At 61.5% G+C, this 19556-nt stretch carries 20 protein-coding genes; 12 read left to right on the top strand and 8 right to left on the bottom strand.

From position 1 onward, the window contains the following. Window positions 1–6 precede the first annotated feature (6 nt). From J1G35_RS17755 to J1G35_RS17745, 3 genes are read left to right on the top strand one after another with little or no spacing between them, the layout of a single operon-like run. Window positions 7–561: a YfiR family protein gene (locus J1G35_RS17755; RefSeq protein ID WP_053134022.1), complete on the top strand. Its 555-nt coding sequence runs from the start codon at window positions 7–9 to the stop codon at window positions 559–561. Beyond that, a complete protein-coding gene (locus tag J1G35_RS17750) occupies window positions 558–1811 on the top strand; it encodes a diguanylate cyclase (RefSeq protein ID WP_053134025.1) in 1254 nt (417 codons plus the stop codon). Before J1G35_RS17755 ends, J1G35_RS17750 begins: the two co-directional genes overlap by 4 nt. Window positions 1812–1815: 4 nt before the next feature. Further along, window positions 1816–2307, top strand: coding sequence for an OmpA family protein (locus J1G35_RS17745; protein WP_223015579.1), 492 nt, complete (start codon window positions 1816–1818; stop codon window positions 2305–2307). A gap of 178 nt (window positions 2308–2485) precedes the next feature. Here the strand turns inward: J1G35_RS17745 and J1G35_RS17740 are convergent, their stop codons facing one another. Continuing rightward, on the bottom strand, window positions 2486–3433 hold the full coding sequence (locus J1G35_RS17740; RefSeq protein ID WP_053134031.1) for a LysR family transcriptional regulator: 948 nt from the start codon (window positions 3431–3433) through the stop codon (window positions 2486–2488). Between the two features lie 131 nt (window positions 3434–3564). On the opposite strand from J1G35_RS17740, the gene J1G35_RS17735 reads away from it, so the two are divergent. Both J1G35_RS17735 and mmsB read left to right on the top strand, forming a co-directional pair. Then, complete coding sequence (locus J1G35_RS17735; RefSeq protein WP_223015578.1) at window positions 3565–5082, top strand: CoA-acylating methylmalonate-semialdehyde dehydrogenase; 1518 nt, start codon at window positions 3565–3567, stop codon at window positions 5080–5082. 14 nt (window positions 5083–5096) lie between these two features. Then, the gene (gene mmsB, locus J1G35_RS17730; RefSeq protein WP_223015577.1) at window positions 5097–5984 is read left to right on the top strand and encodes a 3-hydroxyisobutyrate dehydrogenase; all 888 of its coding nucleotides are present in this window, start codon (window positions 5097–5099) and stop codon (window positions 5982–5984) included. A 184-nt stretch (window positions 5985–6168) separates the two neighbouring features. On the opposite strand, the gene J1G35_RS17725 is transcribed toward mmsB, so the two are convergent. Continuing rightward, complete coding sequence (locus J1G35_RS17725) at window positions 6169–6513, bottom strand: cupin domain-containing protein (protein WP_003230905.1); 345 nt, start codon at window positions 6511–6513, stop codon at window positions 6169–6171. Between the two features lie 286 nt (window positions 6514–6799). Between J1G35_RS17725 and kynB the strand changes: the two genes are divergently transcribed. After that, window positions 6800–7450, top strand: a complete 651-nt coding sequence (gene kynB / locus J1G35_RS17720) for an arylformamidase (RefSeq protein ID WP_223015576.1) — start codon at window positions 6800–6802, stop codon at window positions 7448–7450. After that, window positions 7447–8304, top strand: a complete 858-nt coding sequence (kynA, locus tag J1G35_RS17715) for a tryptophan 2,3-dioxygenase (RefSeq protein WP_223015575.1) — start codon at window positions 7447–7449, stop codon at window positions 8302–8304. Before kynB ends, kynA begins: the two co-directional genes overlap by 4 nt. Window positions 8305–8347: 43 nt before the next feature. Here the strand turns inward: kynA and J1G35_RS17710 are convergent, their stop codons facing one another. The 4 genes from J1G35_RS17710 to antA form a co-directional block, all read right to left on the bottom strand. Further along, a complete protein-coding gene (locus J1G35_RS17710) occupies window positions 8348–9754 on the bottom strand; it encodes an amino acid permease (protein WP_223015574.1) in 1407 nt (468 codons plus the stop codon). A gap of 72 nt (window positions 9755–9826) precedes the next feature. Beyond that, complete coding sequence (antC, locus tag J1G35_RS17705) at window positions 9827–10834, bottom strand: anthranilate 1,2-dioxygenase electron transfer component AntC (RefSeq protein WP_223015573.1); 1008 nt, start codon at window positions 10832–10834, stop codon at window positions 9827–9829. 87 nt (window positions 10835–10921) lie between these two features. Next, complete coding sequence (antB, locus tag J1G35_RS17700; protein WP_223015572.1) at window positions 10922–11413, bottom strand: anthranilate 1,2-dioxygenase small subunit; 492 nt, start codon at window positions 11411–11413, stop codon at window positions 10922–10924. Further along, window positions 11413–12804, bottom strand: a complete 1392-nt coding sequence (gene antA, locus J1G35_RS17695; protein ID WP_053131960.1) for an anthranilate 1,2-dioxygenase large subunit — start codon at window positions 12802–12804, stop codon at window positions 11413–11415. The genes antB and antA overlap by 1 nt, the downstream gene beginning before the upstream one ends. 312 nt (window positions 12805–13116) lie before the next feature. Between antA and J1G35_RS17690 the strand changes: the two genes are divergently transcribed. Then, window positions 13117–14109, top strand: a complete 993-nt coding sequence (locus J1G35_RS17690) for a helix-turn-helix domain-containing protein (protein ID WP_053131962.1) — start codon at window positions 13117–13119, stop codon at window positions 14107–14109. Window positions 14110–14122: 13 nt separating this feature from the next. On the opposite strand, the gene J1G35_RS17685 is transcribed toward J1G35_RS17690, so the two are convergent. Then, entirely contained in the window at window positions 14123–14998 is an 876-nt protein-coding gene (locus tag J1G35_RS17685) for a LysR family transcriptional regulator (RefSeq protein WP_223015571.1), read from the bottom strand. A 114-nt stretch (window positions 14999–15112) separates the two neighbouring features. On the opposite strand from J1G35_RS17685, the gene J1G35_RS17680 reads away from it, so the two are divergent. Genes J1G35_RS17680 through catA form a run of 3 tightly spaced genes read left to right on the top strand, consistent with a single transcriptional unit; the run spans window position 15113 to window position 17513 of the window. Beyond that, window positions 15113–16240, top strand: a complete 1128-nt coding sequence (locus J1G35_RS17680; protein ID WP_223015570.1) for a muconate cycloisomerase family protein — start codon at window positions 15113–15115, stop codon at window positions 16238–16240. 11 nt (window positions 16241–16251) lie between these two features. After that, window positions 16252–16542, top strand: a complete 291-nt coding sequence (catC, locus tag J1G35_RS17675) for a muconolactone Delta-isomerase (RefSeq protein WP_223015569.1) — start codon at window positions 16252–16254, stop codon at window positions 16540–16542. A 41-nt stretch (window positions 16543–16583) separates the two neighbouring features. Beyond that, window positions 16584–17513 (top strand): catechol 1,2-dioxygenase, encoded by a 930-nt coding sequence (gene catA / locus J1G35_RS17670; RefSeq protein WP_053131975.1) that lies wholly within the window; start codon window positions 16584–16586, stop codon window positions 17511–17513. 154 nt (window positions 17514–17667) lie between these two features. On the opposite strand, the gene J1G35_RS17665 is transcribed toward catA, so the two are convergent. Next, window positions 17668–18141 (bottom strand): Lrp/AsnC family transcriptional regulator, encoded by a 474-nt coding sequence (locus tag J1G35_RS17665; RefSeq protein ID WP_003176072.1) that lies wholly within the window; start codon window positions 18139–18141, stop codon window positions 17668–17670. A 144-nt stretch (window positions 18142–18285) separates the two neighbouring features. Here J1G35_RS17665 and kynU point away from each other — a divergent pair, with 144 nt between their 5' ends. Continuing rightward, on the top strand, window positions 18286–19536 hold the full coding sequence (kynU, locus tag J1G35_RS17660) for a kynureninase (protein WP_223015568.1): 1251 nt from the start codon (window positions 18286–18288) through the stop codon (window positions 19534–19536). Window positions 19537–19556 lie beyond the last annotated feature (20 nt).

Here is a 19556-nt window from a genome sequence, read left to right as displayed (position 1 = left end):
CGCTGCATGAACGTGGCCGAGCGTGGTTTGAGCTGGAGACGCCTGCTGCTGGTGGCGGTTCTATGCCTGCTGGCGCCCCGCGTTTTTGCCGAGGCTCCGGGCCCGGCTGATCAGCGCGCCCAGGCGGTCACGCAAGTGGTACTCGGTATCCTCAGCTATGCCCGCTGGCCAGTCGAGCCTGAGCAACTGCGCCTGTGCATCGTCGGCCCGACCCAATACACCGACGACCTGATCAAAGGCACCACCCAGGCCACCGGTCGTCCGGTCGTGGTGCGGCGCCTGCTGGTCGAGCACCCCGATGTCGTCAACGCCTGCGATGCCGTGTACATCGGCAAACTCAGCAATGACGAACGCAGCCGCCTGTTTGCCTCGTTAGTCGGCCACCCGGTGCTCAGCATCAGCGAAGGCGGCGACCAGTGCACCGTGGGCAGTCTGTTCTGCCTGCGGGTGGGCGATGAGCAAGTGTCGTTTGAGGTCAACCTCGATTCGGTGGCGCGCAGCGGCGTGCGCATTCATCCCAGCGTGTTGCAACTGTCCCGTCGTCGGGCGTCTGCGCCATGAAAGTGCGACCGACCTTGCGTTCGGTCATCGGCCGGGGGCACCTGATCCTCGCGCTGATGGCGGTGACCCTGGCCAGTGTGTCCCTGACCCTGCTCGGCGTCTTGGCGCTACGGGTGTATGCCGAACATAACCTGCACCTGATCGCCCGCTCCATCAACTACACCGTGGAAGCGGCGGTGGTGTTCAATGACAGCGCCGCAGCCACCGAAGCCCTCAGCCTTATCGCCTCAACCGAGGAAGTGGCCGAGGCCGAAGTATTCGATGTCAATGGCAAGCTGTTGGCGTATTGGACGCGCCCGGAAACCGGGATGCTGTCGCGGGTCGAACTGGAACTGGCGCACGCTTTGCTCGAACAGCCCATCATCCAGCCGATCCTCCATCAGGGGCGAACCATCGGCAGCATTCATCTGACCGGCCACGGCGGCAGCGTGCTGCGCTTTCTGCTGAGCGGCCTGGCGGGAATCCTGATCTGCACCGCCCTCAGCGCCTGGGTCGCCCTGCACTTGGCGCGGCGTCTGTTGCGCGGCATTACGGAGCCGCTGCAAAGCCTCGCCGCCGTGGCCCACGCGGCCCGCAGCGAGCGCGACTTCGACCGTCGCGTGCCACCGGCACGCATCGCCGAACTCGACAGCCTGGGCAGCGACTTCAACGCCTTGCTCGGCGAGATGGAAGCCTGGCAAAGCCACCTGCAAAGCGAAAACGAGACCCTTGCACACAAGGCCAACCATGACAGCCTCACCGGCCTGCCCAATCGCGCGTTCTTCGAAGGCCGCCTGATTCGCGCCCTGCGCGGCGCCGCCAAGGCCAAGGAGCAGGTGGCCGTGCTGTACCTCGACAGCGACCGTTTCAAAGAGATCAATGACAGCTTCGGCCATGCCGCAGGTGATGCGGTGCTGGTGGCCGTCGCCGAGCGCGTACGTGCGCAATTGCGCGAAGATGACCTGGTGGCGCGCCTGGGCGGTGATGAGTTCGCCATCCTGCTGGCACCGCTGCACAAGGTGGAAGACGCCCAGCGCATCGCCGACAAAATCATCGCCAGCATGGACATGCCGATTGCCGTGCCTGGCGACACCCAGGTATTGACCTCCCTCAGTATTGGTATCGCCATCTACCCCGAGCATGGCGTCACCCCCGGCACCTTGCTCAATGCCGCCGATGCGGCGATGTACCAGGCCAAGCGTTTGTCCTCGGGTGGCCAGCAAACGGCGGAGCCGGAGAGCCCCGTCGTCAACGTTCAACACAGGAGCTGATCCCTTGTTTTCGACCACGCGCATTACGTTTATCACCCTGCTGGTGGCACTGCTCGCCCTTGGCGGCTGCCAGACAGCGCCCCCCAAAGGCCTGACCCCGGCGCAAGTCGCCGTACTCCAGCAACAAGGATTCGAACTTACCGATGACGGCTGGGCGTTCGGCCTGTCCGGCAAAGTGCTGTTTGGCAGCGACGTCGAAACCCTCAACCCACCCAGCACCGAGATCGTCCAACGCATCGGCAAGGCCTTGCTGGGCGTAGGCATCGAACGTGTCCGCATCGACGGCCACACCGACGCCTCGGGCAAAGAGGCCTACAACCAGCAACTGTCCCTGCGCCGCGCGAAAAGCGTGGCGACGGTGCTGCAAAGCGTGGGCATCAAAGAACAAAACATCCAACTGCGCGGACTGGGCAGCAGTAAACCGGTGGCCGCCAACGACACGGCAGCAGGGCGTACCGAGAATCGTCGGGTGTCGATTGTGGTGATCGCGGACTGAATGGCTGCATCCCTCTCAACTTGAAATGCACTTAACTGTGGGAGGGGGCAAGTCGAATCGTCGCACCGCCCCTCCCACATTTGAACGATGTTCGCTTAACTGCCCGGCGTCATCGTCGGCGTCAAGTCATCCACCACGGCCTTGCCCATCTCACAGAGACACCGCGCAGCCCACCCCTTTAATCCGCAAACCGAATCTCCCGTGTCTCCCCCATCAACAACCCCTGGTTCTGCTCCGTCACTTCCCTGATGTAATCCCACAGCAGAGTAATCCGCTTCAACTTCCTCAGATCCTCACGGCAATACATCCAAAACTGGCGAGTGATTGAAATCTGTTCCCCCAGCACCGGCAGCAACCGTGGATCCTGCGCCGCCAGAAAGCACGGCAAGATCGCCATCGACCGCCCTTGCTGCGCTGCCACGTACTGCGCAATCACGCTGGTGCTGCGCAGGCTGGCGCTGGCGCCGGGCACTACATTCGCCAGGTACAGCAACTCCGAGCTGAAGGCCAGATCATCCACATAGCTGATAAACGGATGCTCGGCCAAGTCGGCCGGGCGTTGGATGGGCGGGTGTTGGTCGAGGTATTCCTGGGTCGCGTACAGCTGCAGTTTGTAATCGCACAGTTTGCAGCACACGTAGGGCCCGTGTTCTGGGCGTTCCAGGGCGATGACGATGTCGGCTTCGCGCTTGGACAGGCTGATGAAGTGGGGCAGGGGCAGGATGTCGACCGAGATGGCCGGGTAGGTGTCGACGAAGTGGCTCAACTGCGGGGTGACAAAGAAGCTGCCGAAGCCTTCGGTGCAACCCATGCGCACATGGCCGGACAGCGCCACGCCGGAGCCGGACACCTGCTCGCAGGCCATGTGCAGGGTGCTTTCGATGGACTCGGCATACCCCAGCAAACGCTGGCCTTCGGGGGTGAGGACGAAGCCGTTGGTCCGGGATTTTTCGAACAGGAGGGTACCGAGCGACACTTCCAATGAGCTGATGCGCCGCGACACGGTGGTGTAGTCCACTGCCAAGCGCTTGGCGGCGACGCTGGCCTTGCGGGTGCGGGCCACTTCGAGGAAAAACTTCAGGTCATCCCAGTTCAGGGAGCCCAGCGATGTGATGTTTTTTTGCATATTGGACCGGCTTTTATGTGCGTTCTTATTAGAGATTTGCACATCTATACTCCAAAAACAGTCCGAACGCCTCATTCTTCAAGGCGATTCACGCGCCTTGTCTCTAGATAAATATAAGAGTTGGAGACCACATGAACGCATCTGCCGATATTTCCGTGCAACAGGTCAAGTTGCTCATCAATGGTGAGTGGGTCGAGTCCAAGACCACCCATTGGCAAGACATCGTCAACCCGGCTACCCAGCAAGTGCTGGCCAAAGTCCCGTTCGCCACGGCCGATGAAGTCAATGCTGCCATCGACGCCGCCCATCAAGCCTTCCAGACCTGGAAGCTGACGCCGATCGGCGCGCGCATGCGCATCATGCTCAAGCTGCAAGCCTTGATCCGCGAACATTCAAAGCGCATCGCCGTGGTCCTCAGCGCCGAGCAGGGCAAGACCATTGCCGATGCCGAGGGCGATATTTTCCGTGGCCTGGAAGTGGTGGAGCACGCCTGTTCCATCGGCACCCTGCAAATGGGCGAGTTCGCCGAGAACGTCGCCGGTGGCGTTGATACCTACACCTTGCGCCAACCCATCGGCGTGTGTGCCGGCATTACCCCGTTCAACTTCCCGGCGATGATTCCGCTGTGGATGTTCCCGATGGCCATCGCCTGCGGTAACACCTTCGTCCTCAAGCCGTCCGAACAAGACCCGCTGTCGACCCTGCTGCTGGTGGAACTGGCGCTGGAAGCGGGCGTACCGGCGGGTGTGCTCAACGTGGTGCACGGCGGCAAGGATGTGGTGGATGCGCTGTGCACCCATAAAGACATCAAGGCCGTGTCCTTCGTCGGCTCGACCGCTGTCGGTACTCACGTCTACGACTTGGCGGGCAAGCACGGCAAGCGCGTGCAATCGATGATGGGCGCCAAGAACCACGCCGTGGTGCTGCCGGATGCCAATCGCGAACACACCCTCAATGCGCTGGTCGGTGCCGGTTTCGGCGCAGCGGGCCAGCGTTGCATGGCCACCTCGGTGGTGGTGCTGGTGGGCTCGGCCAAGCAATGGCTGCCGGATCTGAAAGCGCTGGCGCAAAAGCTCAAGGTCAACGCCGGCAGCGAAGCGGGCACGGATGTCGGCCCGGTGATCTCCAAGCGCGCCAAGGCCCGCATCCTGGAACTGATCGAAAGCGGCGTGAAAGAAGGCGCCAAGCTGGAACTGGACGGCCGCGACATCCAGGTGCCGGGCTTCGAGCACGGCAACTTCGTCGGTCCGACCCTGTTCTCGGGCGTGACAACCGATATGCAGATCTACACCCAGGAAATCTTCGGCCCGGTGCTGGTGGTGCTGGAAGTCGACACCCTCGACCAGGCCATTGCGCTGGTCAACGCCAACCCCTTCGGCAACGGCACCGGCCTGTTCACCCAGAGCGGTGCGGCGGCGCGTAAATTCCAGAGCGAAATCGATGTGGGCCAGGTCGGCATCAACATCCCGATCCCGGTGCCGGTGCCGTTCTTCAGCTTCACCGGTTCCCGCGGCTCCAAGCTCGGCGACCTCGGCCCGTACGGCAAGCAAGTGGTGCAGTTCTACACCCAGACCAAAACCGTCACCAGCCGCTGGTTCGACGACGACACGGTCAACGATGGCGTCAACACCACCATCAACCTGCGCTGATTCGGGAGACGACCATGAAGATTGCATTTATCGGCTTGGGCAACATGGGCGCGCCCATGGCCCGCAACCTGATCAAGGCCGGCCATGCGCTGAACCTGTTCGACCTGAACGAGACGGTACTCAAGGAACTCGCCGAACTGGGCGGCAGCATCAGCGATTCGCCGCGTGACGCTGCCCAAGGCGCCGAGTTGGTGATTACCATGCTGCCGGCCGCCGCCCATGTGCGCAGTGTCTGGCTGAATGAAGACGGTGTGTTGGCCGGGATCGGCAACGGCGTGCCCGCAGTGGACTGCAGCACCATCGACCCGCAAACCGCGCGCGACGTCGCCGCTGCTGCCGCCAAGCAAGGCGTGGTGATGGCCGATGCACCGGTCTCCGGCGGCACGGGCGGCGCCCAGGCGGGCACCCTGACCTTCATGGTTGGCGCCACCCCGGAACTGTTCGCCACCCTGCAACCGGTGCTGGCGCAGATGGGCCGCAACATCGTGCATTGCGGCGATGTGGGCACCGGCCAAATCGCCAAGATCTGCAACAACCTGCTGTTGGGCATCACTATGGTCGGCGTCAGCGAAGCCATGGCCTTGGGCGACGCGCTGGGCATCGACACCCAGGTGCTGGCCGGCATCATCAACAGCTCCACCGGGCGCTGCTGGAGTTCCGACACCTACAACCCCTGGCCGGGCGTGATCGAAACCGCGCCGTCGTCCCGTGGTTATACCGGCGGTTTCGGTGCGGACTTGATGCTCAAGGACCTGGGCCTGGCCACCGAAGCCGCTCGCCAGGCCAAGCAACCGGTGATTCTTGGCGCCGTGGCCCAGCAGTTGTATCAATCGATGAGTCAGCGCGGCGAAGGGGGCAAGGACTTCTCGGCGATTATCAACAGCTACCGCAAACCCAAATAACCTTGTAAGGGGACCTCCTGTGGCGAGCGGGCTTGCCCCGCGTTGGGCTGCGAAGCAGCCCTAAAGGAAAACGCCGCGATCTTCCTGGAAGATCGCGGCGTCTGGATCAGGGCTGCTGCGCAGCCCAACGCGGGGCAAGCCCGCTCGCCACAACAATGTCAAAGTTGCCCGCTTTGGAAGCGATTTAAGCAAACACAAAATACTTACGCACCGTCTCGACCACTTCCCACGTCCCCTTCATCCCTGGCTCCACCACGAAGATATCCCCCGCACGCAGATGGATTGGCTCCATGCCTTCCGGGGTAATTACGCAGTAGCCTTCCTGGAAATGGCAGTATTCCCACTTCACGTATTCCACGTACCACTTGCCCGGTGTGCAGATCCAGGTGCCCATGATCTTGCTGCCGTCTTCGCTGGTGTAGGCGTTGAGGTTGACGGTGTGCGGGTCGCCTTCGAGCTTTTCCCATTTGCAGGCATCCAGGACCGGCAGGGGGTGGGTGTCGCGCAGTACGGTGATGGGCTTGGACATGATGCCTCCGAGGCAGGGAATGGAAAGATCCACCCTAAGGCCTTGAGCGTTGCGCCAGTGGTCTGAACTCGACACCGGGATGCCCAGAAGCGCAGGTGAAAACGACTCCTCAGGCCATGCGTAGTCAATGTGGGAGCTCCACTGTGGCCAGGCGACACTTCTGAGCGTAAATAGGCCATTTCTTCGCAGTAAGTGCGAAATATTTCCCGCTTGGCGCAGGAATTCGCAAGAAAATTCGCAGCTGGCCCTCGTATCATTCACCCCAGTAACCGCCGAGAGCCTTTAAATGAACCCAATAAAAACGTGGTGGGACATCAGCCCGCCCTTGAGCACGGCGACCCCGACCTGGCCGGGGGATACGCCGTTCCAGGAAGAGCGTGTGTGGCAGTTCGGCCCGGAGTGCCCGGTGAATGTCGGGCGCATTACCTTGTCGCCGCACACCGGCGCCCATGTGGATGCGCCGCTGCATTACAGCGCGGACGGTGCGCCGATTGGGGAGGTGTCGCTGGAGGTGTACATGGGCCCGTGCCGGGTGCTGCATTGCCTGGGCAGCGGCGCGCTGGTGCAGCCGCATCAGTTGGACGGGCGTGTGGATAACCTGCCGGAGCGCGTGCTGTTGCGTACTTATCCACAAGCACCGCTGACCGAATGGGATTCGAACTTCACCGCCATCGCCCCGCAGACCATTGAACGGCTGGCCAGCCTGGGGGTGCGCCTGATCGGCATCGACACACCCTCCCTGGACCCGCAACAGTCCAAGACCATGGACGCCCACAACGCTGTGGCGCGGCATGGCATGGCGATTCTCGAAGGCATCGTGCTCGACGACGTACCGGAGGGCGACTACGAACTGATCGCCTTGCCGCTGCGTTTCGCCAACCTAGACGCGAGCCCGGTCCGTGCCATTCTCCGACCGCTCAAGGAGCCCACGCGATGAGCCAATGTCCTTTCTCTGCCGACTACCAGCCACCGGAAGAATGGCATAACGCCGAACTGAATTTTTCCGAGTCCATGAGCTACGGCGATTACCTGGACCTGGGCAAAGTGCTCAGTGCCCAGCATCCGCTGTCACCGGACCACAACGAAATGCTCTTCATCATCCAGCACCAGACCTCCGAGCTGTGGATGAAACTGATGCTCCACGAACTCAAGGCCGCCCGCGAACACGTGCGCCTGGGCGAATTGCCGCCGGCGTTCAAGATGCTGGCGCGGGTGTCGCGGATCTTCGACCAACTGGTGCACGCCTGGGCCGTGCTGGCGACCATGACGCCGTCGGAATACAAGGCGATTCGCCCGTTCCTGGGGCAGTCGTCCGGGTTCCAGTCGTTCCAGTACCGCGAGATCGAATTTATCCTCGGCAACAAGAGCGCGGCGCTGCTGCGACCCCATGCCCATCGGCCTGAGTTGTTGCAGGAGTTGCAGGTAGCGATTGCCACGCCGTCGCTGTATGACGAAGCGGTGAACCTGATGGCCAAGGCGGGCCTGGCGATTGACCCCAAGCGTGCCGAGCGCGACCCGACGGCGGCGACCATTCACGATGAGTCGGTGGAGGCGGCGTGGCGCGAGGTGTATCGCGACCCGAGCCGGTATTGGGACTTGTATCAATTGGCCGAGAAGTTTATCGACCTGGAGGATTCTTTCCGCCAATGGCGCTTCCGGCATGTGACCACAGTGGAGCGGATTATCGGCTTCCAGCCCGGCACTGGTGGCACCGAAGGCGTGGGTTACCTGCGCAAGATGCTCGACACGGTGCTGTTCCCCGAACTGTGGCGAGTGCGCTCCACGCTGTAAACAAAAAGCCCCGGATAACCGGGGCTTTTCATTTGCAATGCAATCAAATGCGGGAGGCGGCGACCGCTTTCGTCTTACTCACTCGCAACCGGTAGGCAATGTAGATAATCCCCACCCAAACCGGCATCGCGTACACCGACTCGCGAATACCCGGGATCGCCAGCATCACGCTGATGATCATCAGCATGAACGCCAGGCACAGGTAGTTGCTGAACGGGAACCAGAAGGTCTTGAACGACGGCGTCACGCCTTGCTCGCCCATGGCCTTGCGGAACTTGATGTGGGTGATGCTGATCAGCGCCCAGTTGATCATCAGCGAGGCAACCACCAGTGCGAACAGCAACTCCAGCGCACTCTGCGGCGCCACGTAGTTGACCACCACGCACAGCATCGTCACCAACGCCGAGATCGCCAGGGCCCGCAGCGGTACGCCTTGCTTGTTGAGCTTCATCAGCGCTTTCGGCGCATCACCTTGCTCGGCCAGGCCGAACAGCATGCGGCTGTTGCAGTACACGCCGCTGTTGTACACCGACAGCGCTGCGGTCAGCACCACAAAGTTGAGGATGTGGGCGGCGGTGTCGTTGCCGATCAGCGAGAAGATCTGCACAAACGGGCTGCCGCTGTAGGCATCGCCCGACGCGCCGAGGGTTTGCAGGAGTTGATCCCATGGGTACAGCGACAGCAGCACGGTCAATGCGCCGACATAGAAAATCAGGATCCGGTACACCACCTGGTTGATCGCTTTCGGGATCACTTTGCGTGGTTCGCTGGCTTCGGCGGCGGTAATACCCACCAGCTCCAGGCCGCCGAACGAGAACATGATGAAGGCCATGGACATCAACAGCCCCATGCCGCCATTCGGGAAGAACCCGCCGTGGCTCCACAGGTTGCTGATGGAGGCTTGCGGGCCGCCGGTGCCGCTGAACAGCAGGTAGCAGCCGAGCATGATCATGCCGACAATCGCCACCACCTTGATGATCGCAAACCAGAACTCGGCCTCACCAAAGAATTTAACGTTCAGGGTGTTGATCAGGTTCACCGCGACAAAGAACACCAGCGCGCTGACCCAGGTCGGAATTTCCGGCCACCAGAACTGGATGTACTTGCCCACGGCGGTCAGCTCGGCCATGCCCACCAGCACGTAGAGTACCCAGTAGTTCCAGCCGGCCAGGAAGCCCGCGTAACCGCCCCAGTATTTGTGCGCGAAGTGGCTGAACGAGCCGGCCACCGGTTCTTCGACGATCATCTCGCCGAGCTGGCGCATGATCAGGAACGCGATGAAACCGGCGATCGCGTAGCCCAGGATCATCGACGGCCCCGCCGACTTGAGTACCCCGGCCGAACCTAGGAACAGCCCCGTGCCAATCGCCCCTCCCAAGGCGATCAACTGAATATGCCGGTTCTTCAGGCCACGCTTGAGGCCTACCGGGTTAACCATGTCATCCGCCATTAACGTTCCCTTCTACTTGTTTTTCTCGGGGTTGATTGCACGCCGCATCCGCCCCTCAGAAGTGCTGAGGAGTCAGATATTACTCTGCGTAAACTTTTCGTAATACAGCTGAACGCCATCAAGTGCCTGATCCGCCAGCCATTGTTGGATGGATTCGACCATCGGCGGGGGGCCGCACACGTACATATCCGCCGATCTGTCCCGCAATTCGGCCAGGTCGAAATGTTCGGTGAGGTAGCCGCGTTTGCCGGACCACTCGGGCGACGGGGCGCTCAGCACTTCGGTGTAGCGAAAGCCGGGGATTTTCGAGGCGTATTGATGGATACGCTGCGCCTCGCATAAATCCTCAGCCCCGCGCACGCCGTAATACAGGTGCACCGGCTGCTCGCAGCCCGTGGCGGCCAGTTCATCGAGCATGCCCAGTAGCGCTGATAGTCCGGTGCCGCCGGCCACCAGCACCAACGGTTTGCTGACATGACGCAGGTAGAACGCCCCCAGCGGCGCCTCGATCAGCAACGCATCGCCGACCTGGCAACGTTCCCGCAGGTAGTTGCTCATCACCCCATCCGGTAGCAGGCGGATCAGGAACTGCAGCTGATTGCCCGGTCGGTTGGCGAAAGAGTAGGAGCGCCAGCTCTGCGTGCCCGGCACCGAGATGCGCGCATATTGGCCCGGTAGAAAATCCAGCGACGCGTCCAAGCGCACAGTCAAGATCGCCGTACTGGCCGACACCTGCTGCACCTCGCTTACCGTGGCGCGCACCTGCACCGGCCCTGGCGCATTACACAGGCTCGAATCAAAGTCGAAGTAGAACGCCGCGTCGGACTTCACCCGGGTCTGGCAACTGAGCATCTTGCGCTGTTGCAGGTCGAGGCTGGAGAGGGCTTCCTCGTCCACATAGTCCTGGGTGTAATCCCCCGATTCGCACCGGCCCTGGCAGGTACCGCACACGCCTTCGCGGCAATCCAGGGGAATCTTGATGCCATTGCGCAGTGCCGCATCCAACAGGATTTCATGGGCGCCCACCGGGAAAAACAGAGTCTTGCCATCGGCAAAACTGAAGGCCACTTTGTGATTCATGTAGGGGATCTCCGCCTATTGATGACGTGCGCACAACCTGTGGCAAGCGGGCTTGCCACAACAGGGCTGCTCGCCACAAAGGCGCGTTTAGAGGTGATAGAAATCCAGCACCGAATTGATCGTGTCGTTAAGCAGCAGCGCGTGCTTGCGGGTGATCAGCCAGCTGTCGCCATCGGGCTTGAGGCGATAGGTGGCATGCCCGTAGAACTGCTCCGACGTGGCCAGCCGATAGAACAGCGTGTGCCAGTTCAACCGGACCTCCAACGTGCCATCCGCCTGCTCGGCGATGCGCACGTTGTTGATCAGGTGCAAGGTGCGCGGCATCGGTGTGGCAGACGCCGCCTTGCCGGTGCGCAGGCGGAACACGCGGTCTTCCAGGCCCGAACGGTTGGCGTAATAGATCAGTGACATCTCACGCTTGGGGTCGCGGGTGTAGACGTGCTCCGAGTCCCATTGCGGCAGGTGGAATTCGCTTTGCGGGTCGAACAACTGCACATAGGCGTCCCAGTCCTGGGCGTCGCACAGCTCGGATTTACGGTAGAAAAACTGCTCGATCCGGTACTGCAATGGCGCATTCATCACTTCACCTCCCGCAGTTTCAGCGCTTGTTGGTCCAGGCCCTTGAGCAGGAAGTGCTGCCAGTTGCGGTGCTGGTTGACGTACAGGCCTTCATGGGTGAACTCGGTGCCGGTCATGGCCGGTTGAATGCCGATGGCCTCGCTGTTCGGCGTCGGCCCGGTTTCCCAGCGGTGGCTGCCGCGTGAGATATCGCTCCAGCGCTCCAGGCGGCCCTGGAAACCACGCTGGGCTTCGCGAAATTCCACCAGGTCGTCCGGGGTACCCATGCCCGAGACGTTGAAGAAGTCCTCGAACTGGCGAATACGGTTTTCACGGTCGGCGTCGGATTCACCCTTCACCCCCAGGCACTGGCTGATGATCTCGGTCTTGTTCCACGCCACCGGGCGGATGATGCGCAACTGCGAGCTGATCTGGTCGAGGAAGAACAGGCTCGGGTAGATGTTCAGGTTGCGCAGGCGGTGCATCATCCACTCGGCCTTCTGCTGGCCGTGCTCTTGCACCAGGCGCGGCATGATGGTGGCGTAGCCGGAGCGCACGCTGGGGTTAGGCATGTCGCTGAACAACACGCTGTGGCCATTGTTGAAGGCGAACCAACCGTCATCGGTGTTGGCGTCGCCGGCGCCGAGCTTGCTGTAATCCAGGGTGCTGGCGGACCCGCTGCCGTTTTCGGTATTCACCTGCTGGCGATGCTGCACCGTGGCCACGTAGTTGTAGTGCACGGTGCTGACGTGATAACCGTCCAGGCCGTTTTCGTTTTGCAGTTTCCAGTTGCCGTCGTAGGTGTAGGCAGACTTGCCCGGCAGCACTTCAAGTTCACCGGAGGCGGACTGCGCGACCATCATGTCGAAGAACACTTTGGCGTCGCCGAGAAAGTCTTCCAGGCTGTCACGGCCATTCACATCCAGGCTGATGAAGACAAAGCCCTTGTAGCTGTCGATGCGCGCCTTTTTCAAACCGCGCGTGGCTTTGTCAAAACCGTCGGGGTATTCCCCTGGCGCCTTGACCTTCACCAGCCGGCCATCGCTCTTGTAGCACCAGGCGTGGAACGGGCAGGTGAAGGTCGACTGGTTGCCCTTGCCGACCCGGGTGAGGGTGGTGCCGCGATGCTGGCAAGCGTTGATCAGCGCATTGAGCCGGCCCTCGCCATCGCGGGTGATGATCATCGGCTGGCGCCCGGCGCGCATCGTCACGAAGTCGTGGTGATTGGCCAGTTCGCTTTCATGGCAGGCGTAGATCCAGTTCTTCTCGAAGATCAGCTCCATCTCAAGATCAAACAGTTCCGGCTCGGTGAACATGTCGCGGGCGATGCGGAACACGGCGTCTGCCGGACGAAAATCCAGGCAGCTTTCGATAAAGCTTTTCCATTGCTCGACGCTTCTTGCACCACTCATGGGAGGCACCTTTTGATTATGGCTAAACAGGTGGGCCATTAAGAGGCTGCGACAAGGTGGCGGGCTATCCGCTTAATGGGGGAAGGTGGGCCGGAAAGTTGGGCAGCAAATACCCACGGTGGTGCAGGACGGTGACGCGACGCGCGACCGTCTGGCGCAGCAAGGGGCGTCAACACCTGCGGTTTATCCACTTAGTTGACGGTTGCTATCCACCCGGTTGCAATCGGGCCGGCGTGGCGTAGAACTTGCTGTGGAACCACAACGACGCGCCGCCAGAGCGCGCAACCGCCTAACCGCCGTGGGTGCAACCTGATGAGTAGCCAGACACGCGATATCCATATTCAACGCTTCGACCTCGAAGGCGCCCGCAGCTGGATGTCCGGCATTTGCGGGCCGCACCGCCTGGCGACGAGCACGCCCGAGCGCCTGCGTTTTCATCACAGTGCCAACGTGTTCAAGTCCCGCGCTACCACCCTGGGCGTGATCGAATACGGCACCGACGTGACCATCGATATCGAAGACGCCGAGCACTTCAGCAGCTACAGCGTGAGCCTGCCGCTGGTGGGCGAGCAGGCGTTGAGCAAGAACGGTGAGTGCCTGGGTTCCAACCGCGATCAGGGCGTGATCATCGCGCCCAACGAGCACCAGGTGCTGGCGATTTCCGGTGACTGCCGCAAGTTGCAAGTGGTGATCACGCGGGCGGCGATGAGCGAATCGCTGGAAGGCTTGCTGCAACGGCCGATCGAGGCGCCGCTGCAATTTGAGCCGGTGATGGATGCGGTGGAGGGCGCGTCGGCGTCGTGGTGGCGCATGGCGCGCTATTTCATTGCCGAGCTGGAAGGCAGCAGTGAGTTGTATGAGCAGGCGGCGTTTACCCGTGACCTGGAAAGCTCGCTGATCAAGGGCCTGATCCTCGCCCAACCGAACAACTACTCGGAAGAACTGCGCGCCGTACTGGGGGTGAAACTGCCCCATTACCTGATCCGTGCGCGCGAATACATTCACGCCAACGCCCGCGAGGCGCTGCACCTCGAAGACCTGGAAGCCGCTGCCGGCGTGTCACGGTTCAAGCTGTTCGATGCGTTTCGCAAGTACTTCGCGCTGTCGCCCATGGCCTACCTGAAAAAGCACCGACTCATTGCCGTGCGCCAGGAAATCCTTGAGCACGGTTCAATCCGCACCATCTCCGAGATTGCCCTGGGCTGGGGCTTTACCCACCTGGGGCGGTTCTCGGCGGAGTATCGAAAACTGTTCGATGAGTCCCCCAGCCAGACGTTGCAGCGCAAGCGTATGCGCAGTACTTGAACCTGGGAGGGTTTCAGATCAGTTCCTCAACCAACTGCAGACAATGACTAAGCCCTGGCGACTGATCATTCACCCGTCGGCTGAGAATGATCGGCGAGGTGGCCGTCGTTTCCACAATCGGCGTGTAGCCAATATCTGCGCGATGCAGCACCTGCACCGACGCCGGCACCAGCGTCACGCCCATGCCCGCACCGACCAGGCCGATGGCGGTCTGCAATTCGTTGGTCCACTGCGCCACCTTGAGGCTCAGGCCGTGGGCGTCGAACAGCGCGATCACATGGTCGGCATAGCTGGGGCGCGGGTTGCCGGGGTAGAGCACAAACGGCTCGGCGGCCAGCTGGGCGAGGGTCGCGGGGGCGGCGAGCAAGGGGTGGCCGGCGGGCAGCACGGCGACCAACCGATCCTCCACCAGCACGCGCTGGACGATGGCCGGGTCGTCGATGCGAATGCGCCCGAAGCCCACGTCGATACGCCCGGCCTTGAGCGCCTCGACCTGCTGCAAAGTGGTCATCTCCGACAAGCCCAACTCCAGCTCCAACGCGTCATGGGTGCGCAGCCGCCGAATCAATTCCGGCAGCACGCCATACAAGGTCGACGGTGCAAAGCCAATGCCCAGCCAGGTCTTCTCGCCCTGGCCGATGCGTCGCGTGTTGTCGCAGACTTTGGCCAATTGTTCGAGCAACACATTGGCGTGCTCATAGAAAAACCGCCCGGCCTCGGTCAGCCGCAGCGGTCGGCCACGCTCCAGCAGAATCACGCCCAATTCATCTTCCAATTGCTGGATCTGCCGGCTCAACGGCGGCTGGGCGATGTGCAGGCGTTCGGCCGCGCGGGTGAAGTTGAGGGTCTGCCCCAACACCTGGAAGTAGCGCAGATGACGCAGTTCCATAACGGCTCCTTTCATACCTTGAGGGTATTGCTTGAGACCAATTCTATATTGGAAGCCAGGAAAAATGCGGCACAGAATCGACGTAAATCTATAAAGAACCCAACGGGTATTGCCATGCCGATTTGCGCCATCGAGTCGATCGAGACCATTATCGTCGACCTTCCCACCCTTCGCCCGCACAAGCTGGCGATGCACACCATGCAGAACCAGACCCTGGTGATCATCCGCGTGCGCTGCGCAGACGGCATCGAAGGCATCGGTGAGTCCACCACCATCGGCGGCCTGAGCTACGGTAACGAGAGTCCCGACAGCATCAAGGTCAACATCGACCGCCACTTCGCGCCACTGCTGATCGGCCAGGACGCCAGCAATATCAACGCCGCCATGTTGCGCCTGGAGCGCAGCATTCGCGGCAACACCTTTGCCAAATCCGGTATCGAAAGCGCCTTGCTCGACGCCCTCGGCAAGCGCCTGAACCTGCCCGTCAGCGAACTGCTCGGTGGGCGTGTGCGCGATGCGCTGCCGGTGGCCTGGACCCTCGCCAGCGGCAATACCGCCCAGGACATTGCCGAGGCCGAAAAGATGCTCGACCTGCGCCGCCACCGCATCTTCAAATTGAAGATCGGTGCCGGTGAAGTCGGCCATGACCTGGCCCATGTCATTGCGATCAAAAAGGCCCTGGGCGAGCGTGCCAGCGTGCGCGTCGACGTCAATCAGGCCTGGGACGAAGCCGTGGCCCTGCGTGCGTGCAAGGTGCTCGGCGACAATGGCGTCGACCTGATCGAACAGCCGATCTCACGCAATAACCGTGGCGGCATGGCCCGGCTCAACCTGTCGAGTCCGGTGCCGATCATGGCCGACGAATCCATCGAGTGTGTGGAAGATGCCTTCAACCTGGCCCGTGAAGGCGCGGCCTCGGTGTTCGCCCTGAAGATCGCCAAGAACGGCGGCCCCCGCGCGGTATTGCGCACCGCCGCGATTGCCGAAGCCGCCGGTATCGGCCTGTACGGCGGCACCATGCTTGAAGGCGGGATCGGCACCCTCGCGTCGGCGCATGCCTTCCTCACCCTGAACACGTTGGCGTGGGGCACCGAGCTGTTCGGCCAGTTGCTGCTGACCGAAGACATCCTCACCGAGCCGCCGCTGTACCGCGACTTCCAGCTGCATGTCTCCCATTTGCCGGGCCTGGGCCTGGCCATCGATGAAGAGCGCCTGGCGTTCTTCCGTCGTGACAAACACTAAGAGGCACCGCCATGTTGTTCCACGTAAAAATGACCGTGAACCTGCCCATCGACATGAACCCGGAGCGCGCCGCCCGCCTCAAGGCCGACGAAAAAGCCCTGGCTCGACGTTTACAAGAGCAAGGAAAGTGGCGCCACTTGTGGCGCATCGCCGGGCTCTACGCCAACTACAGCGTGTTCGATGTCGACAGTGTGCAAGAGCTGCATGACCTGCTGATGCAACTGCCGCTTTATCCCTACATGGCCATCGAAGTGAACGCCTTGTGCCGGCACCCTTCGTCGATCCATGAGGACGACCGCTAGGCCGGTCTTCACCCTAATAACTACAAGATGAGGAATGCACCATGTCCATCCGACTGTCCCAGACTGCCCATGCCCAACAGTTTCTCGAAGAAGCCAGCGGCAACCTCACTGACGGCGGTAACCCGCGCACCAAGGCGCTGATTTACCGGATCCTGCGCGATACGGTAAACATCATCGAAGACCTGGAAGTGACCCCGGAAGAGTTCTGGAAGGCGGTCAACTACCTCAATGAATTGGGCAAGAATCAGGAGGCTGGACTGCTCGCCGCTGGGCTCGGCCTGGAGCACTACCTGGATATGCTGATGGACGCCGCCGACGAGGAAGCCGGCAAATCCGGTGGTACCCCGCGCACCATCGAAGGCCCGCTGTATGTGGCCGGCGCGCCGCTGTCGAAGTACGAGGCACGGCTGGACGATGGCAAGGACGAGGCGGTGCCGCTGTTTATGCGCGGGCAAGTGCGCGACACCGAGGGCAAGCCGTTGGCCGGTGCGATTGTCGATGTGTGGCAGGCCAATACCGGTGGTACCTATTCGTGGTTCGACCCGACGCAATCCGAATTCAACCTGCGCCGCCGCATCGAGACCGACGCCCAGGGCAACTACCGCTTTCGCAGCATCGTGCCGTCGGGCTACGGCTGCCCGCCGACCGGGCCGACCCAGCAGTTGCTCGATCAACTGGGGCGCCACGGACAGCGGCCGGCACATATCCACTTCTTCATCTCGGCGCCGGGGTATCGGCACCTGACCACGCAGATCAACCTGTCGGATGACCCGTACCTGCATGATGATTTTGCCTATGCAACGCGGGACGAATTGATTGCCGAGATTCGCTTCAGCGAAGATCCGCAACTGGCGCGGGAGTTTGGCGTGGAAGGGCGGTTCGCGCAGATTGATTTTGACTTTGAGTTGCAAACCGCCGCAGCGCCGGTAGAGCAAAAACGCATGCAGCGGGTTCGCGCCCTCGAAGACTAAATGCGGTCAAAAGTATGTTAGGGGGCAAGTCCTAATGCCGGTCAGTTAAGGAGGAACACTGTAACTGTGGCAAGCCCGCTCGCCACAGGTTACGGTTTGCCCGTTCTATCTCTAGAGCAAGCCCCCTTCCACATTTGATCGGTGTCGTGGCTGACTATTTGCGAACGACCAGATCAAGCACCTCATCCCGATCCTTGATCTTCTGCAACACAATCTCCGAGCGTATATCCATCACCCCCGCCGTGCGGTTCAGGTGGTTCACGATAAAGTCCGAAAAGTGCTTGAGGTTGCGCGCCTGCACGCGCAGCACATAGTTGCTGGCGCCAGTGATCACGTACGCGCTGGCCACCTCCGGCCAGCCTTGCACCTTCTTGATAAACGTCTCATGCCAATCCTCCACATCCTGGCGCAATGACAGGTGGACGATAGCCTCCAGTTCAATCCCCAGTTGCTCGGCATTCAACACCGCGCGGTAGCCGCTGATAATCCCTTCGCTCTCCAGCAGGCGTAAGCGGCGCAGGCAGGCGGACGGCGACAACGCGACTTTTTCCGCCAGTTCCTGGTTGCTGATACGGCCATCCTGTTGCAGGAAATGCAGGAGGCGCAGGTCGGTAGCGTCAAGGATCATGGTTAGAATAAATCCGCGTGTTTAGGGGTTAAATTCGAATTTTCTACAGCTTAATTAGCCTGTTGCCCACCACTTTGCACGAAAATTCTCTAAATCTTCGTTCATTATTTGCTGCATCTCCACTTACAAAAACCAGGACCGCCCATGACCTCTCGCAGCCACTGCCAAGCCCTCGACACCCAGGACCCGCTGGCGCCGCTACGTCACCAGTTCGCCTTGCCGCAGGACGTTATCTACCTGGACGGCAACTCCCTCGGCGCGCGTCCAGTGGCGGCGCTGGAGCGGGCGCAGGCGGTCATCGCGCAAGAGTGGGGCAATGGCTTGATCCGCAGTTGGAACAGTGCCGGCTGGGCCGACTTGTCCCAGCGCCTGGGCAACCGCCTGGCGCCGCTGATCGGTGCGCGCGACGGTGAGGTGGTGATCACCGACACCACCTCGATCAACCTGTTCAAGGTGCTCAGCGCCGCCTTGAGCGTGCAGCGCCAACGTGAACCTGCGCGCAAGGTGATCGTCAGCGAAGCGAGCAACTTCCCCACCGATTTGTACATCGCCCAGGGCCTCGCCGAGTTGCTGCAACAGGGCTATTCCCTGCGCCTGGTCAACCGCCCGGATGAACTGCCCGAGGCCATCGACGCGGACGTGGCGGTGGTGATGCTCACCCACGTCAACTACAAGACCGGCTACATGTACGACATGCAGGCGCTCACCGCCTTGAGCCACGAATGCGGCGCGCTGAGCATCTGGGACCTGGCGCACTCGGCCGGCGCGGTGCCGATCGACCTGCACGGCGCCGGTGCCGACTATGCGATTGGCTGCACCTACAAATACCTCAATGGCGGCCCGGGCTCCCAGGCATTTGTGTGGGTCAGCCCGACCCTGGTGAACCTGGTGCACCAGCCGCTGTCGGGCTGGTTCGGGCATACCCGGCAGTTCGCGATGGAATCCAGCTACGCGCCGAGCGCCGGCATCGCCCGCTACCTGTGCGGCACCCAGCCAATCACGTCGCTGGCGATGGTGGAATGCGGCCTGGAGATTTTTGAACAGACCGATATGGCCAGCCTGCGCAGCAAGTCCCTGGCATTGACCGACCTGTTTATCGAACTGGTCGAAAGCCGCTGCGCCGCCCATAACCTCGTGTTGATCACGCCGCGCGACCACGCCCGGCGTGGCAGCCATGTGAGCTTCGAACACCCTGAGGGATATGCGGTGATCCAGGCCCTGATCGCACGTGGCGTGATCGGTGATTACCGCGAGCCGCGCATCATGCGCTTTGGGTTTACGCCGCTGTACACGAGTTTTACAGAGGTGTGGGATGCGGTGGAAATCCTCGGTGAGATTCTCGATAACAACACCTGGGACCAACCGCAATTCAAGGTCCGCCACAGCGTCACCTGAATAAACGCTGGACAACAACC

Source organism: Pseudomonas sp. SH10-3B (assembly GCF_019891415.1).
GTDB lineage: Bacteria > Pseudomonadota > Gammaproteobacteria > Pseudomonadales > Pseudomonadaceae > Aquipseudomonas.
The sequence above is the reverse complement of the archived record's forward strand: the minus strand, read 5'-3'. Positions and strand labels throughout refer to the sequence as shown.